The organism is Pleurocapsa sp. PCC 7319 (assembly GCF_000332195.1).
Classification (GTDB): Bacteria; Cyanobacteriota; Cyanobacteriia; order Cyanobacteriales; family Xenococcaceae; genus Waterburya.
The window spans coordinates 3,380,283-3,396,981 of sequence record NZ_KB235922.1 but is presented as its reverse complement, the minus strand read 5'-3'; the positions used below and the strand labels follow the sequence as shown (position 1 = coordinate 3,396,981).

The following is a 16,699-nucleotide window of genomic DNA, read 5'->3' as shown; positions in this document are numbered from 1 at the left end:
ATTAGGGTCGATGCCACCAAGAGGATCGCCGTTACCATAAATGTAGGGACTAAAATATTGACGGGCAGGATCGGGAGTGAGAAAGCGACCCAGATGAGCGTCGTAGTAGCGAGAACCAAAGTAATAAAGTTCGCTGTTGCTGTCGAATTCTTTGCCTGTAAACTTGGCGCGGAAAGCATCCTCCCCTTCACTCGAAGCAGTTACCTCACCATAAGGTTCGTAATTTACTAAGCTAACTTGATTGGCTTGTGCGTCAGTAACCAAGCTGGTACTGCTCAAATGTCCATGATGGAAATATAAGATTTCCTCGGCTACAGGATAGCCCGCACCGTTAGCACCAGGGGTCAATTGAGCTAGGGTAATCGGTGCGGTTAAATTCATCGAAGAGAAGGCTACCAGTACCAAGGCAAAGGAACCAGGACGATGCCAAGCTCCTATTAGCCAGTTAGTCGGGGTAGGAGTATTTAATTGATTAGCCGTCTCAGGAGTGAGCAACTCCTGAGACGGCTAGCTGTTGTAAAAGTTGTTCGCGTAATTTGCCAACCCAACTCTCTCTCGATGCCGAGCGACAAAAACGATCTGCCCAAAGTACTACTGCTAGTAGCAGCCACCCTATCAGCGTAACGATTACTAATAACTGCCCTAGATAGGGATAGTAAGCAAATTGGAAAATTTTAGTTGAGAAGAACTGATGCAAACCGCTCCAGGTGCGGAGGTTGTACATATTCGCCTCTAGGCTGGCAGTGTTGTAATCTAATCCTGCTGTTAGATTTACGTCAACAACAGAATCAATTACTGGCTTAATAGAGTCAATTACTATATTAGAAATTGTATTATCCAAAGGACCGATAATTTTAACTATTTACCCCAGAAGATCGTATTCATAACTAGCAACGCTATTATCAGGAGCAATCTTACGTGTAGTCCAGCTTCGGGGGTTTGCCTGGACAATAGCATTAACAAAATTAACTCCCTCCATACCTTCGGTAGGATCTGGCAATTGGTATGTAAGCTGGCGAGAGCTATACTGTTTGGAGTAATCTGTTTTGGTTACTGTACCGTTGGGTTGAGTAGTTTGGGTTACTTGTCCTCGGATATCATATTGGTAGGAAGTATAATCTCGATCGTTATTGGGGTCAGCATCAGAATAATAAGGTAGGTAACTTTTCTCCACCTGCCCCCTGGCATTAAACTGCACTTTATCGATTAGCTTTGTTTGGCTGTTGTATCCTTTGGATTCGGACTGATAAGTACGCCCTAACCCGTCAATATATTCCTGTTCCCAGAGCCAAGTTTCATCATTGGGAACATCATCACCTTCCCACCGAGTACGATACCAAGTTTTGACCGACAATCCATTTGCTTCGGGATTAAACTCGGTCTTGCCCACTGTAACCATTGCCTCGCTATCGGGCTTAATTCCTTTAACCTCCAATATTCGCCCAAAGCCATCAATGTCACTGTCAAGAATTTCCATCGGCTTGTGACCGTTAGGATCGATAACTTGGGTTTTGATGCCAAACTTAGGTTCGTAGGTAGTAGTAACGGTTAGAGGGCTATCACTGGGATTGTTGGGGTCTGGATCTGGTGTCGTGCTGGTTTGAGGAAAAGTATGATATTTCTCTTCATAGCTGGTAGTAGAGGTATTTCCTAAAGGATCGCTGATGCTAACTACATTGCCATAAGTGTCATAGGTCGTACTAGAGGTCAGCCATTTACCTTCATTTCGATCCCAGTATTGACTGCGACTGGCAAGGTTCATCCGCTCGTCATAATCATATTTTTCCCAACTCAGAATATTTTTTTCAAATCCCAGCCAACCCCGATTGCGATCGGTTTTTGCCTTTTCGTATTTGTATTCATAGACAAATTTATTAGTAGGATTGCTATATACAAATAAATAGCCAAAAATTACCCCGTAGAGTTTCAAGCAAAAGAATATCACCTCAAAATTTCGATCTTCTAGAAATAGAAAAATTTCTCCAATCTGTCTTACAAGATCGAGAGAGTATCTCAACTACTATGAAAGAGATTGCTAAAGAATTAGCTATTGACCAAAGGACTTTATCGAAACACTTTCCCGAATTATGCCAAGCTATCTCTGCTAAATATCGAAATTACCGAGCTAAGATCAGCAGAAAAAATATTGAGGCTAGTTGCCAGGAAGTAAAACAAGCCGTGTCTACTCTGATTCAGAAAGGAGAATATCCTAGTGAGGCTCGCGTTTCGCAGTTAATTTCGCAACCTGGCAACTTCAGATACAAGCAAGTTAGAATAGCTCTTAAGAAAGCAAAGTCGGAAATTAGTTTTTAAAGCATAACCTTGCCAAAGCGGCAAACTCAAACTTTAAATTACACAAACAAATAATAAATTGAAAACTTTTAATCATGGAGCATAGCGGACTTGAACCGCTGACATCTTGCATGCCATGCAAGCACTCTACCATCTGAGTTAATGCCCCAACACTCTAATAATAGTATCACAACACAAAAGATACGTTGCCGTAAATTTAGCTAAGACGGCTCAAACAATTGCCAATAATGAAATATACCACCAACATAGCAGCAGCAGCAGCAGCAACAAGAGTGCCAGCAAGCATTAATGAAAATTCGCGCCGTTCCAAAGCCGATTGCATTAAATGCAGCGACCACGCTACCAAAGCAACATCAAATATGAGAATTGGAATCAGCATTTTTACGAAATGTAAATTTCTCCCCTTATTCTAATACACAATTTTTAAGTTTTGGGTCAAATTCTTAATAATTTAAGCTTTGCTAAAGATTATTTGCTAGTTAATTCGTACCGGAATTTTGTACTCCTGAAGATAGGTTTTAATTTCCTGAACACTTAGTTGTCCAAAATGCAGTAATGAAGCCAGAAGAGCGGCTTCAGCTTTACCTTGATTGAGAGCTTCGTAGATATGTTGACAATTGCCCGCACCACCAGAGGCAACTACAGGAATTTCAACCTGTTCGGCAATAGTCCGAGTAAGCTCTAGGTCATAACCAGCTTGAGTTCCATCAGCATCCATGCTGGTAACTAATAATTCCCCCGCACCTCTAGTTGCCATTTCCGTAGCCCAGGCGATCGCATCGATTCCCGTATTTTTTCTCCCGCCTCGTACATAGACATCCCAGCCAGGATTACTAGCATCAGTACGTCTGCGAGCATCAATCGCTACCACAATACACTGTTTGCCAAAGCGATCGCTTGCACGATTAATCAAGTCGGGATCGCGAACAGCAGCGGAATTAATACTTACTTTATCGGCTCCCGCGCGCAACAAAATTTTAATATTTTCTAAGGATTGAATACCGCCACCAACAGTTAAAGGAATAAAAACCTGTTCTGCTGTTCGATAAACGACATCGACAATTGTGTTACGGTCTTCATGGGTAGCGGTAATATCCAGAAACACTAGCTCATCTGCTCCCGCATCATTATAAACTTTGGCAAGTTCAACCGGATCTCCGGCATCTTTGAGATCAACAAAATTAATTCCTTTAACTACTCGTCCTGCATTGACATCTAGACAGGGCAATATTCTTTTAGCAAGCATAGTCAGTTTTTCTAATCGATTAAGTATATTTTTTAGGGTTAATCAGGGTAATTAACCATTGGGGAATTTTTTCACAGAAATAATGCCACTACAAACTGGTAACAAATCACAAATTACTCTGTTGTCAAAGCGACGAAACTCCTTTAGGTTCGATATAGGCTGCGATCGTTAGTCAACTTAGTGGTTGTTTTGCCAACTTATTCTCACATAATTCAACCAAGAGAAGATTATTAATTGCGAGGAAGTTGGTCAGAAAGAAAAAAGTTGTTAAGATTTGTAGCATGGCAAATTCAAGACTACAGAAATTAGGCAACTATCTTCGTCCCCACTGGCGAACTGTTTTATTGGGAACGGTCGCTTTGGTGATCGTCAATGCCTTGGGGGTTTATATTCCCCTATTAATTCGAGATAGTATTGACCAGCTACAGGGTCAATTTAGTTTTGAACAATTATCTCGTTCAGCATTATGGCTGTTACTTCTATCGTTTGTGATGTGGGGGTTTCGGATGTGCTCCCGTGTGTTTATTTTTGGTGTCGGAAGACAAATAGAGTTTGGTCTTAAACAAAGAATTTTCAGGCATTTACTCACCATTGAACCTGGATATTTTGCTGACAATACATCAGGAGATTTAATCAACCGCGCCACCAGCGATGTCGATAATATTCGTCGTTTGGTAGGGTTTGCAGTGTTGAGTTTTGTCAACATCATTTTTGCTTATGCCTTTACTCTGCCTGCCATGCTGAATATTAACGTGCGATTAACCTTATTAGCGATCGCCATTTATCCAGTCATGTTAATGACGGTACAGTTGTTTAGTACCAAGCTACGTCGCTATCAGCAAGAAATTCAAGAGAAACTTTCCGATCTTAGTGAGCTAATTCAAGAAGACATGAGTGGCATGGCTTTGATTAGGATTTATGCTCAAGAAGTTCAAGAAAGATTGGCATTCAAAGAGAAAAATCAGCAACTATTAGAGTCAAACTTAAAGCTAGCCAGAACCAGAAATTTTCTCTTTCCGGTAATTGAAGGGCTTGCCAACATTAGCTTATTAATTCTCTTATGGTTAGGAACAGGAGCGATCGCTAGTGGACAAATCAGCGTTGGTGACTTTATTGCCTTAGCATTATTTGTAGAACGATTAGTCTTTCCCACGGCTTTGTTAGGTTTTACCATTACTGCTTATCTACAGGGAGAAGTCAGTATTGATCGCGTGGAATCTATTACCAAGGCTGAACCTAAAGTTAAAAATCGCTCTAATGCGATTGTTTTACCCCTCAAAGATATCAAGGGAGAAATTACCGCCCGTCATCTTACCTATACTTATCCAGGTTCCCATACCCCGGCATTATACGATCTAAACTTCACCATTAAGCCGGGAGAAACCGTTGCCATCGTAGGAACTATCGGTTCAGGGAAGTCCACTCTGGCGAATGCTATTCCCCGTTTATTAAATGTGGAATCGGGAGAATTATTTTTAGATAGTTGCGACATTACTAAACTAGAATTAGCTACTTTAAGAAAAGCGATCGCTTATGTACCGCAGGATAGTTTCCTGTTTAGCACTACTATCAAAAACAATATTCGCTATGGTGAGCCGTTAATCGAAACTCTCGAAGTGGAATTAGCCGCTAAACAAGCTCAAATCCACCCTGAAATTTTGACTTTTCCCCAAGAATACGAGACCTTAGTTGGGGAACGAGGTATAACTCTCTCTGGAGGACAAAGACAACGTACTTCCCTAGCAAGAGCTTTATTAGTGGATGCCAAAGTACTAATCTTAGACGATGCTCTTTCCAGTGTAGATAACGAGACTGCCACTAGAATTCTTAATAGCTTATCTCCTACTAGAGCCAAAAAGACCGTAATCTTTATTTCCCATCAACTATCCGCAGCAGCTACGTGCGATCGCATTTTAGTTATGGATAAAGGAAAAATTGTGCAAAATGGTACTCACGAAACCTTATTGCAAGAGTTAGGATTATATCAAACCCTCTGGCAACAACATCAACTTCAAGAGGTCTTGAATTGATTAATAATTAGTAATTGATAATTAATAATTTGTCTTGAGTAACTACGGTTTTGCTATTGTTTATCATCCTGATTATGTTGCACCATTACCTGATGCTCATCGGTTTCCGATGCCCAAGTTTAAGATTTTGCGAGATCTATTACTTAAAGATGGGGTAATTGTACCAGAACAGATATATCAACCAGAATTACCTGATTTAGATTTCATTCAACTAGTTCATCATCCCGAATATGTTCAGGCTTACTGTGAAGGAACCTTAGAATCCAAAGCTCAGCGTCGGATTGGTTTACCCTGGAGCGAGGCACTAGCTCATCGAACCTGCATTGCCATCGGTGGAACAATTTTAGCGGCCAAGTTGGCTCTGGAATATGGTTGTGCCTGTAATACCGCTGGCGGAACTCACCACGCTTTTCCCAGTTATGGCTCGGGGTTTTGTATCTTTAATGATTTGGCGATCGCATCCCGTACATTACAAGATCAGGGATTAGTCAACAAAATTTTAATCGTTGATTTGGACGTTCATCAAGGAGATGGAACAGCCTCCATTTTTCGAAACGACGATAGCGTGTTTACTTTTTCTATGCATTGTGAGGCAAATTTTCCAGGGAGAAAACAACAGAGTGATTTAGATGTTTCGTTACCTGTTGGTTTAGATGACGATGGTTATTTACAGATCTTAGCCAGTCATTTATCTGATTTACTGACTCAGGTAAAACCAGATTTAGTTCTGTTTGATGCCGGAGTAGATACTCATGTTAGCGATCGCTTAGGCAAGTTATCTCTTACTGACTGGGGGATATATCGCCGAGAAAGAATGGTTTTAAGCACCTGTAAGGCTGGGGGATATCCAGTTGCCAGTGTAATTGGTGGCGGTTATGGCAAAGATATGTCTGCTTTAGTTTATCGTCATTCTCTATTACATCGGGCAGCGAAAGAAGTCTATGCCATGAATAATTGATTAGCTAAGCTCTATACGTACAAATACAGCTGAAAACATTTGTACAAAACTTTTTTACTCACAGCTTTATAAAGCGATTACGCTCCGCGTAGCCTTCGGATCGCTACATTCGCATTTCTACAAATTAACTCTAGTACATTATAGTTTTTTAGTCTAAAAATTTCCATAAACTCGGATAAACAAGACTTATCGATAGTATTTTTTATAACAAGCCATTATAGTTTTTGTAGCAACCATTATTTAAAATAAAACTCAAGAAACGTATTTTATTTTATATGCTTTTGATCGCTAAATTATATTTAGATTGGTAATTTCAGCAGTTAACAACTAAGTTCGGGAAAATGTTACAAATAATATAAAAAAAGTCAATATACAAGATGATAATTAACAAATCTGTATAATAATTTTAAATTAAATTATTGCTAAATATTGGGAGTGTTGTTTTGAAAAAGAATTTTTCCCTACCGTTATCTTTAGCTTTTTATCTAGTAAGCAGTTTACTTTCAATTGGCTTTGCTTCAGCCCAAGAAGTTATTCCTGATGGGACTACATCTACAACAGTTAATATTGATGGAAATAATTTTGAAATAAATGATGGAGATCGTGCTGGAGGAAATCTGTTTCATAGTTTTGGGGAATTTTCCGTACCTAATAATGGGCAAGCCTTTTTCAATAACTCCCCAGACATAACCAATATCTTATCCAGGGTTACAGGAGGCAATATCTCTAACATCGATGGTTTAATTCGTGCCAATGGCAGTGCCAACTTATTGTAGCTATTCTCTTCAGCTGCTAGACGCTCGTAATCCGACCAGGTAACTCCAGCCAAAGTTAATACCTGATCCTCACTATGATCAATTGGAATTTGTAGTAGATCTGTGAAGGTCATAGCAATCCTTTTCTTTTCATCCTGACTCTGAAGCAAAGCTTACAGAGAAGGAATTCTCACCCTAATTGGTTAAAATTTAAATACAGCGAGATCGCTTCAACGCAAGTCTCTAATTACTATCAGCAACAATTAAATTAGTAATTAAACTAATAACCGAAGCATTGTAATCGCTCGCATTTTCGTTAGTAGCATAAGAACGTTCATCATCAATATAACTCAGCTGACCTCTATTACTAACTACCATGCCATCTTGACCATCGCCATTGGGTCCTCCCACGACTAAACCAGGAATCAGGATTCCTTTGGCTCTGACGTATAAATTATTAATATGTTTGACAGGATTCTTACCAATGTCCGTAATAAAGCTTTTATTAAAATGATTACGTCCCAAAAGGTAATCAAGTTGATTAATTGCGCCAGTCAAATAGGCGGGATTTTTAGTTAACTGATAAGCATAAACTAGGGTAATTCCTTCTTCGGCAGTCATTTTATTTGAACCCCAGATAAAGCGATCGTTGGCAATATAATATGCACTTTGATTGATTTTACTGAGAATTAGCTCTGCCCGTTGTTTAATTTTGCTCTCTATTTTGGCAGTTAACTCATCTGATTTGGATTGTCTATTTTGTTTCAAATAATTAATGAACCCTAAAGGAGCAGGATTTTTCCACTCAAATAAAGTGTAGTCTACTTGATCTACGTGGTCAGCAAAGTAGTTAGCAAAATTTGATTTACCTGTAGTGATATATAGTTCCGTTGCTGCCCAAAGGCGATCGTCAAGATCAGTTTTCAAACTCTCTTCGCGATCAAAGTCGGATAGTAAATATTTATCTGACCCACTATCGTCCCCCTCTACCCAATTAACTTTCATAGTGGGTTGCCGATCAAGATATTGCCAAGCTAACTCAGCAGCTGATATATATCGGGTTGCTAATTCAGCATCAATAGCTTGATAATTTCTACTGGCAATTGCCATTACTGCAGCAAACTTTGCCGTTTCGGGAGTAGAAATGCCATATAGATAGCGAGGTTGATTATCTTCATCGGGAGCTAAACCAACCGGCCAGTTTTTACCTGATAATTTGCGATAAACTGCTCCGTCAACCCGCTGCATTTTTAAGAGCCAGTTTAAACCAAACTTCATCTCATCGAGTAAATCTGATAACCCATTGCCACTTTCAGGAATGTCTAACTGACTATCAGGAAATAAATCGGGATATTGTTCGTAGAGATTTAACAGGCGGGCAATTGCCACTGTTGACGTCGCCACATACTTGCTATAAGCTCCAGTATCGTGCCAACCACCTATTGTAGTAACGATTTCTCCTGCGTCATGATATTGATCTTGATGAGCGATCGCTGCATCTTGAAGATGGCAGGGAGGATGAGAGATGCCCGTGATCGAATCGTTAATTTCTACACCACATCTTAGAAGATAATAAGAACGTAGCAGTGTAACCAAAGGTTGTTTGTAGATATCCGTGCCAATTTTAAACGGAGCAGACTTCAATTTTCCCTGTTTGAGATAATAAGTACCTGGTTGAGTTACGGAACTAAAATCGATAGTGGAGATGACATCCTGAGTACCTGAATCGATGACTTCTTTCCCTAAAGACAATGTAGTAAACAATTTACCTGTCTGGTCATCAATTAATTGAGTCTCATCAGTTCTGTTTTTAGCAATAAATTCTATATTTCGGCGAAAAAATGCCTTTTTCTGCCATTGAGGATAATATCCGACTTGGTTAACCACAATCGCTGGTTTTTTATTGGCTATACCTGCTTTTAATAAAGTTTCAATATCGCTATCTAGAGTTGATAATATGGCAATTACAGCAGCAAATAGAAGGATTAGTAATATAGAATTGTGAAATCTAAATTTCATATAACGCTTAATGTGAACTAGCTTGGTTCAGACAAAAGGTTCTTAGCGGTTAGCTCTTAGCTTCTGTTCATAAACTCCAAATAAACCAAGTAATGAGTAAGGAGTAATGAGTAAAAACTATCTAAATAACAGCACTGGTATATGAGAGCTACGCAACATTTGGGCGGTAGTACTACCAATAACCAAACGACGAATACGACTATGACCATAAGCTCCCATAATCAGTAAATCAATGTTTTTGGTTGCCACATATTTTTCCATTTCTGGTTCAGGAGTACCTGGCAAAAGCTGACAAATAGGTTTAAAGTATGCTTTTTCCATGATTTCCCGAGCAGACTCTAGATGTTTTTGCGCTTTTTCTGTATTTCCTTGATCGACTGTAATAATATGTAATTCTAAATCTTTAACGGCAGAAAATTTTGTTAGATACTGTATTGCTTTTTGGCAGCTTTTACTACCATCATAGGCTAATAAAATACGATTTATTGTCTGAAATTCTCTGGGAGTAACTAAACAAGGTTTATGACTTGAGCGGACAATTCTTTCCACATTTGCCCCTAAATGTTCTGTGGCAAAGTTGGCATTTTCACCTCGTTTTCCCAAGATAACTAGATCGCTATCTTTTTCCAGTTTATGAAATAGATCGACTAAAAAACCGGTTTCGTGGGTTAGCTTAACGTTCTGAATAGCGCGATCGCTAAAAAACTGTTTGGCTTCTTGGAGAATGATTTTGGCTCTTTGGTGATTTACTTTCGCTCTCGCCCTTTCTAATTCTACTAACTCATTTAAAAGTTGTTGATAAGAATTGATGCCAATACTACCAGAAAAATCGGGAGTCTGGACTGCTTGTTCTCCGCGACGATCCGTTACATATAAAACTTCAATTGCAAATGATTTGCGCTGTGCTAACCAAGCTGCATACTCATAGCTTACCTGGGCATAGGCCGAACCATCGGTACATAAAAGAATTTTTTCCATTGGTGACTGACAATTGATTAATGACTAGCTAAATCCTCAAAAGAATCTAGTTTGTCGTGGACGGCTAATTTATCCACCAGGGTAGCACTAGCTTTATTTAATCCAACTACTTCAACATCTGCACCATTACGACGGAAATTAATGACTACTTTGTCCAGTGCTGCGATCGCCGACTGATCCCATAAATGAGCATGAGTAAGATCGATTTTGACTAATTCTACATCTTCTTTAAAGTCAAAGGCTTGGAGAAATTGATTAACCGAAACAAAAAATATCTGACCAGCAACGCTATACACGCGCTTCTCTCCCTGAGAGTCGATAACACTATCAACAAATACAAGTTGCGCAATTTTGCGAGAAAATAACAGGGCATTTAAGGTTACTCCACTTAAAACGCCAATTGCCAAGTTATGAGAAAAGATGGTCATGACTACGGTAGTAACCATGACAGCAGTTTCGCTCCGGGGAATTTTGCGAATTTGCCTCATAGAAGACCAGTTAAATGTCCCAATAGAAACCATAATCATGATTGCTACCAACGCTGCCATGGGGATTTTTTCCACTTGTGTCCCCAAAAACAGCATAAATAACAATAAGAAAACCCCTGCACTTAGGGTAGAGAGGCGAGTTCGTCCACCAGATTTTATGTTAATTACCGACTGTCCGATCATGGCACAACCAGCCATACCACCAAATAAACCACTCACAAAATTGGCGATTCCTTGAGCGAGAGCTTCTTTATTTTTATTACTGGGAGTATCGGTCAGATCGTCTACCACATTAGCCGTCAGAAATGATTCTAATAAACCAACTAAGGAAATAGCGATCGCATAGGGAAAAATAATTTGTAAGGTTTCAAAATTGAAAGGAACTTCGGGGATGCCAAAGCCAGGTAAAGTACTTGGTAATTCCCCCCGATCTCCTACAGTTGGGACACCACTATTCGTAACAACAGAAATAATGGTAATGATGATAATTGCGATTAAAGGAGAAGGGATGACGGTAGTGAAACGAGGTAATAAATAAATGATTGCTAAAGCACCTGCCACCATAGCGTAAACTGTGATCCAAGTCGGATTATCCAAACTCAATTCAGGTAACTGTGCTGTAAAGATTAAAATCGCCAGAGCATTAACAAAGCCGATCATCACTGCACGGGAAACAAACTTAAGTTGTTTAGCAATTTTAATTACTCCCCAAAATAACTGGAGAATCCCCGCCAAAATTGAAGCTGCTAAGAGATACTGCAACCCATTGTCATAATCTGTTACCAAATGAGTCATCAACAAAGCCGTGGCCGCAGTTGCTGCCGAAATCATCCCTGGGCGACCACCAAAAATAGCGGTAACGATCGCAATAATGAACGAAGCATAAAGTCCCACTTTCGGATCGACCCCAGCGATGATCGAAAAAGAAATAGCTTCGGGAATTAAGGCTAAAGCGACCAGAATACCTGCTAATAAATCTCCTCTGATGTTTCCTGTCCACTCTTTGAGTTTAAATAGCTGCAATAGTCTTTCTCCTAGTGTTAAATACCATCTACGCTAATTGAGTTAACAGAAAATAGCGTTAAAACTTAAAATAATAATAAATAGCTGTTAGCTATTAGCCGTTAGCTATTAGCTTCAATCAAATAGAGTCTTGAACTCGTCTTGAAACAGTTTCTTTAAGCGAGGGAACCGAGTCTTCGACTTGCTCCGCAACCGCCAACGAACTGTTTTGATACCTGATTGTAGATACCGCCAAGGCGGTGGGGTATTATACCCAATTACGCTTTTAGCAGTTAAACCAAAGCTAAGAGCTTAAAGCTAAAGGCTTAAAGCTTTTTGATAAAGATATCTCTATAGTTTACATTTGTTTATTTCACAGAGCATTTTTTCTTAGCGTTAAGTTTTTATATTTCTCTTTCTATCGATTTAGACATAAAACTTAATTTCTTAAGATTCTTTTAATATTTCTCTTACAATAAACATTGAAGCTATGGATTAAGATTATGGGTTTAGATACAAAAATACTCCGTGTTATGTGGATGTTAGTAGAAACATCGAATCCCTACAATATCTCGAAACTATCTGACGGAGAAATCATCAAACAACTGATCCAACAGATACAAACTATATCTTCACTTAGTTTGGAAGATAGTCAAGTTTTATCTAAATATATTAGCTCTAGAACAACACTGATCAGAGATCTAGCTTATTCAAAAATCTGTTAAGTATAAGCAAAAATTAAAGTGCCGATACTCTTGGTGGAGAGAGAAATCAGAGCAAAATCTTAAATAGAGTATTACCAATGAGATTATCTTGGTGGATTACTAGAGGGTTTTAACTTTTGCTCCTGATTGAATCTGTTCCGTAGGATGAAGAATGACTTTTTCTTGGGCTTGTAATCCATTTTTAATTACTGCCTCAAAATTACTACGTTGACTTACTTCAATCCGACGCTTTTGGGCTTGGTTATTTTCCACCACAAAAGTACACCATATATTAGAGGGGTTGCGATTATTACCTGGTTCACAGCGAAATAAAGCACTCAAAGGAACAACCAAGACATCTTCCCCCGACCAAACCACCGTTCTGGTTTCGACTCGATAGCGATCGCCTAAAGGTATTTCTGTATCGACAAAATCGGCAATGACATTGACTCGTTGTTCTTCTACTCCCAATGCAGATACTTTAGTAAATGCAGAAGGTTCTACATAACGAACTTTTGCTTGAAGAGTTGATTGACCGCCCCAGTGTTCAAGATACATCGTCGCACCAGGTTTAACTTTCACCGCATCGGAAGACAGTAAATCGACGACGATTTCTAAGTCTTGGGGATTTCCTAGTTCTAGGAGTTGATCTCCTGCTTCTACATATTTAGCACTTTCTAGATTAACTCGGAATACATATCCATCAATCGGCGAAGTAATATTAGTTCGCCGAGCATCATCAGTTAGTTTGGCTAATTCTGCCTCAATGCTGGCAATACGAGCATCATAAACATCTAATAGATAATCTGGGTCTTTTTGTTCTGCTCGGAGAATAGAGAGAGCTTCTTGGGCAGCATTCACTTCTGCTACTGCACTATCAGCTAATCTTTCTTCTACTTCTAAGGCTCTAATTTTGGTAACTTCTTCTAGCTCTGCTCGTTCTTTGGCTTGACGAGAAATAGCTCCGTCAGCGTATAAATTTTGATTGCGCTGGCGATCGCGCTTTGCCTGTTCTAATGATGCTCTAGCCCGTTCTACCTTAGCTGCTACTTCTCTTTGTTTAGCTACTGCTGCTTTGATTCTCGCTTGAGCTTGAGATAATGCTTCTGGTTTAGGACGCTGGGTTTCTACCCCTGCTTTTTCCGCTTGCCACTGACGCAATCTAGCCTGAGCTGCCTGGATATCAGACTCTAGGGGTAATGGATCGATTTGAGCAATGATTTCCCCTTGAGTAACGCGGTCGCCTTCATCTAAATTAATCCGAGCTAATCTTCCCGCCACAGGAGCAGAAACCACATAACGTTTGTGAATGCGAGTTTCACCTTCTTCGTCTACAGTTACCTGGACATTATCTCGTTTTACCTCAGCTACATCTACAGCAATTGGAGTAGGACGAAATGCCAAGATCAACATTACCAAGATACCCAATCCTCCCAAAATGTAAGGTAACTGCCGAGGCAAATATTTCTTCTTCTTCTTGTTTTTAACTTGAGGAGTTGCTGGGGTGCTTTCTTCTTCTTGAGTCCATTGAATTGGCTTGGACGGTTCATCGATCATCGTTAATTACTGCTTTGCTATTTAATCAGCACCAAAATTATTACTCAATGAGAATTAACAACTTTTTTGGTTAGAATTAAATCTACTATCCCAGTAAACCAGCTAGTATCAAAGTTCCCATTACTAACACTATAGCAATCCCAAAAACAGTTTCTGGAGCTATATTAGTAACAATTTCTTTTTTCGGTCGGTCACTCATTTTGCACCCTCCTAACCTCTAGTAATGGTGTCTTTATTCTCAGGATAGATAGTAACTGTGAGGAATTTGCGATCGGATATCTAAAATTTTTTGACCGCCCAAAAATTTAACAAAGCTAAAAGCTTTGTCAAATAAATTGAAGGTCTTCTCTCACAAAAAGATAAAAAACAATAAGTAAGCTAGATAGGAATCGTGTAATCTATTGTATGTTGAGCAATATTGACTCAATGAATTAATCAATGCACAGTATTTAAGGCAATGAAGATTTTTCAAGCTTCCTCATTCTGGTGGTTCAGCTTTACATTGATGTTTTTCCTTTCCCTTGATTTTTGGCATTGGGAACAACCAGTTAAGTTTTTCTGGCTTAATCTTCCGCCCTGGGTATTTTATTTTATTGGTTTACAAATTACCCTGACGATCGCCTTAATTGTCTTTGCACTGAAATTTTGGCCAACATCACGAGATGAAAAGCAAGAAAGATGAATTTAGAATTGCTATTTCCCTATCTAACTCTGGCTGCCTACTTATTATTTACACTTTGGGTAGGACTAATTGGTTATAGAAGTCAAAAAAATACAGCAGAAGATTATTTTTTGGCTAATCGCAGCCTGGGGGCAATTATTCTCTTTTTTACCTTGAGTGCTACTAATTTTAGTGCTTTTACTTTTCTGGGATTTGCTGGTTCGGGTTATCGCATCGGCATTAGTTACTATCCCATGATGGCTTGGGGAACTGGATTTGCCGCTTTGACTTTTTATTTTATTGGCGATCGCGTTTGGCGATTAGGAAAACAAAAAGGTTTCATTACCCCCGCCGAATTAATTGCAGATCGTTTCCAAAGCGAACCCCTAAAATTGATTTTTTTGGCGGTGATGGTTATTTTTACCCTGCCCTATTTAACCCTACAGCCCATTGGTGCAGGATATCTACTCGAAAATTTGACTGATGGACAAGTTCCCTATTTTATTGGGGCAACCTTCGTTACCTTGGCGATAGTTTTCTATGTCTGCATTGGCGGAATGAAGAGTGTAGCCTTAACTGATGTTTTTCAAGGCGCTCTCATGTTTGTCTTGATGATTGTCGCTTTTATGGCGATCGCTCAGGGACTGGGAGGAATTAGCGAAGCGAATCAGGCTGTGTATGATCTAAAACCAGAACTATTTAGTCGACAGGGTGCTGATAATTTCTTCACTCAGAAAAAGTGGTTTAGTTACGTATGTCTGTGGACATTTACGTTACCAATGTTCCCTCAGATGTTTATGCGTTTTTATACTCCTAAAACTACCGATTCACTTAAGGTAGCGACAATTTTTTATCCTATAATTACAATCATTTTATTTATTTGCCCAGTTTCAATAGGTATGTGGGGACATCTTGCTTTTCCTGAACTAGCAGGCAAAGCAGCTGATGAAATTTTCCCTTTAATGCTGGGTGAATACACTTCTAAATGGTTAGCATCTTTAGTGATGGTAGGCGCATTATCAGCCTTTATGTCTACCTTAGATTCCCAACTATTAGCCTTAAGTTCGATGATGACTCGGGATGTTTATACAGTCTATTTTAGACCACAGGCTTCTTTATCAGAACAAACATTAGTGGGCAGATTGTTCATCATTATTCTGGCGCTCATCGGATTAAGCTTAGCTTATCAGCCACCTGAATCTATACTGGCTCTGGCTACCGAAGCATTTACTGGATTATCGGTATTGTTCCCGACAGTAATTGCTGCTTTATATTTCAAAAATGTCTCATCTCTCAGTTGTATGCTGTCAATTATCTTTGGAGAGGGAATTTTGATTGGCTTGCAAACTGGTGTCATTCCCTCTAGCTTTACTTTGGGGTTTCTACCTGTAATTCCTATTGTTGCAATTTCATCGCTGATTATTATTCTGGGAACATTGCTCTTTCCTAAATCAATGCACCATTGAGATATTACAGACCGGAACATTAATTCAGTATTCATATCGATTGTCGCGATGGTGTTCGATATTGATTTTCTCTTCGTAAGTAGCGATTTTCTTGAACTAATAATTCACAATTAACATTCTTTTTTTATTAACAATTGATTGATAGTTTAATTCAGTGTTTTTCTACTATTAATTAGTAGTAGAGATAATGCTAGATAAATATACTATCTGAAAATACCAAGTATCATTCAAATTGATGCCTATTTCTTGTTAATTAAACAAAATATCATACTAATTAGTCAAAAGTTTTGCAACTTGTGATAGTACGTTTTTGTGTTTATATTTTTAGTATCTCACGATACTTTTTATGCCCTTAGTTAAAACAATATTAAAATTGTTTGTCGACTCAGAAATATGTCTTTAGCATATAGAAGAAGTAGATCTTGAAAGATAGATAGATTCAGTTCACAAAATACTATCATCAATCATAAGCAATGGGAAAAACTCTTGTTAAAGCAATAGAAGAGTTTTAATAATTGCTAT

Annotated in this window: 14 protein-coding genes, 1 tRNA gene and 1 pseudogene; 6 read left to right on the top strand and 10 right to left on the bottom strand. The window is 39.0% G+C overall.

Features of this window, described 5'->3' with window-relative positions:
* Window positions 1–9: 9 nt before the first annotated feature.
* From PLEUR7319_RS43600 to PLEUR7319_RS0119365, 3 genes and pseudogenes are all read right to left on the bottom strand, one after another.
* A pseudogene (locus PLEUR7319_RS43600) lies at window positions 10–381 on the bottom strand (RHS repeat-associated core domain-containing protein); the annotation flags it as partial.
* Window positions 382–481: 100 nt separating this feature from the next.
* Window positions 482–841: a hypothetical protein gene (locus tag PLEUR7319_RS0119370; RefSeq protein ID WP_019506885.1), complete on the bottom strand. Its 360-nt coding sequence runs from the start codon at window positions 839–841 to the stop codon at window positions 482–484.
* Window positions 842–862: 21 nt separating this feature from the next.
* Window positions 863–1,930 carry a DUF6443 domain-containing protein gene (locus tag PLEUR7319_RS0119365; RefSeq protein ID WP_144054343.1) on the bottom strand — a complete coding sequence of 356 codons (1,068 nt, stop codon included), beginning with the start codon at window positions 1,928–1,930 and terminating at the stop codon, window positions 863–865.
* A gap of 92 nt (window positions 1,931–2,022) precedes the next feature.
* Between PLEUR7319_RS0119365 and PLEUR7319_RS0119360 the strand changes: the two genes are divergently transcribed.
* On the top strand, window positions 2,023–2,313 hold the full coding sequence (locus PLEUR7319_RS0119360) for a hypothetical protein (protein WP_019506883.1): 291 nt from the start codon (window positions 2,023–2,025) through the stop codon (window positions 2,311–2,313).
* Between the two features lie 75 nt (window positions 2,314–2,388).
* Here the strand turns inward: PLEUR7319_RS0119360 and PLEUR7319_RS0119355 are convergent.
* The 3 genes from PLEUR7319_RS0119355 to hisF form a co-directional block, all read right to left on the bottom strand.
* A tRNA-Ala gene (locus PLEUR7319_RS0119355) sits at window positions 2,389–2,461 on the bottom strand.
* A gap of 48 nt (window positions 2,462–2,509) precedes the next feature.
* Complete coding sequence (locus tag PLEUR7319_RS0119350) at window positions 2,510–2,692, bottom strand: hypothetical protein (RefSeq protein WP_019506882.1); 183 nt, start codon at window positions 2,690–2,692, stop codon at window positions 2,510–2,512.
* A 96-nt stretch (window positions 2,693–2,788) separates the two neighbouring features.
* The gene (gene hisF / locus PLEUR7319_RS0119345) at window positions 2,789–3,559 is read right to left on the bottom strand and encodes an imidazole glycerol phosphate synthase subunit HisF (RefSeq protein WP_019506881.1); all 771 of its coding nucleotides are present in this window, start codon (window positions 3,557–3,559) and stop codon (window positions 2,789–2,791) included.
* A gap of 281 nt (window positions 3,560–3,840) precedes the next feature.
* On the opposite strand from hisF, the gene PLEUR7319_RS0119340 reads away from it, so the two are divergent.
* From PLEUR7319_RS0119340 to PLEUR7319_RS0119330, 3 genes are all read left to right on the top strand, one after another.
* Window positions 3,841–5,589: an ABC transporter ATP-binding protein gene (locus PLEUR7319_RS0119340; protein WP_019506880.1), complete on the top strand. Its 1,749-nt coding sequence runs from the start codon at window positions 3,841–3,843 to the stop codon at window positions 5,587–5,589.
* Window positions 5,590–5,623: 34 nt separating this feature from the next.
* Window positions 5,624–6,547 carry a histone deacetylase gene (locus tag PLEUR7319_RS0119335; RefSeq protein WP_019506879.1) on the top strand — a complete coding sequence of 308 codons (924 nt, stop codon included), beginning with the start codon at window positions 5,624–5,626 and terminating at the stop codon, window positions 6,545–6,547.
* Between the two features lie 443 nt (window positions 6,548–6,990).
* A complete protein-coding gene (locus PLEUR7319_RS0119330) occupies window positions 6,991–7,323 on the top strand; it encodes a filamentous hemagglutinin N-terminal domain-containing protein (protein WP_144054342.1) in 333 nt (110 codons plus the stop codon).
* A 222-nt stretch (window positions 7,324–7,545) separates the two neighbouring features.
* Here the strand turns inward: PLEUR7319_RS0119330 and PLEUR7319_RS0119325 are convergent, their stop codons facing one another.
* The 4 genes from PLEUR7319_RS0119325 to PLEUR7319_RS0119305 form a co-directional block, all read right to left on the bottom strand.
* On the bottom strand, window positions 7,546–9,321 hold the full coding sequence (locus PLEUR7319_RS0119325) for a glycoside hydrolase family 9 protein (protein ID WP_019506877.1): 1,776 nt from the start codon (window positions 9,319–9,321) through the stop codon (window positions 7,546–7,548).
* Window positions 9,322–9,438: 117 nt separating this feature from the next.
* Window positions 9,439–10,299 carry a universal stress protein gene (locus PLEUR7319_RS0119320; RefSeq protein ID WP_019506876.1) on the bottom strand — a complete coding sequence of 287 codons (861 nt, stop codon included), beginning with the start codon at window positions 10,297–10,299 and terminating at the stop codon, window positions 9,439–9,441.
* A gap of 17 nt (window positions 10,300–10,316) precedes the next feature.
* Window positions 10,317–11,810 (bottom strand): SulP family inorganic anion transporter, encoded by a 1,494-nt coding sequence (locus tag PLEUR7319_RS0119315; RefSeq protein ID WP_019506875.1) that lies wholly within the window; start codon window positions 11,808–11,810, stop codon window positions 10,317–10,319.
* Between the two features lie 803 nt (window positions 11,811–12,613).
* Window positions 12,614–14,050 carry an efflux RND transporter periplasmic adaptor subunit gene (locus tag PLEUR7319_RS0119305; RefSeq protein WP_019506873.1) on the bottom strand — a complete coding sequence of 479 codons (1,437 nt, stop codon included), beginning with the start codon at window positions 14,048–14,050 and terminating at the stop codon, window positions 12,614–12,616.
* A gap of 457 nt (window positions 14,051–14,507) precedes the next feature.
* Between PLEUR7319_RS0119305 and PLEUR7319_RS0119295 the strand changes: the two genes are divergently transcribed.
* Window positions 14,508–14,732, top strand: coding sequence for a hypothetical protein (locus tag PLEUR7319_RS0119295; RefSeq protein ID WP_019506871.1), 225 nt, complete (start codon window positions 14,508–14,510; stop codon window positions 14,730–14,732).
* Window positions 14,729–16,177 carry a sodium:solute symporter family protein gene (locus tag PLEUR7319_RS0119290; protein ID WP_019506870.1) on the top strand — a complete coding sequence of 483 codons (1,449 nt, stop codon included), beginning with the start codon at window positions 14,729–14,731 and terminating at the stop codon, window positions 16,175–16,177. The genes PLEUR7319_RS0119295 and PLEUR7319_RS0119290 overlap by 4 nt, the downstream gene beginning before the upstream one ends.
* The last annotated feature ends 522 nt before the right edge of the window (window positions 16,178–16,699 follow it).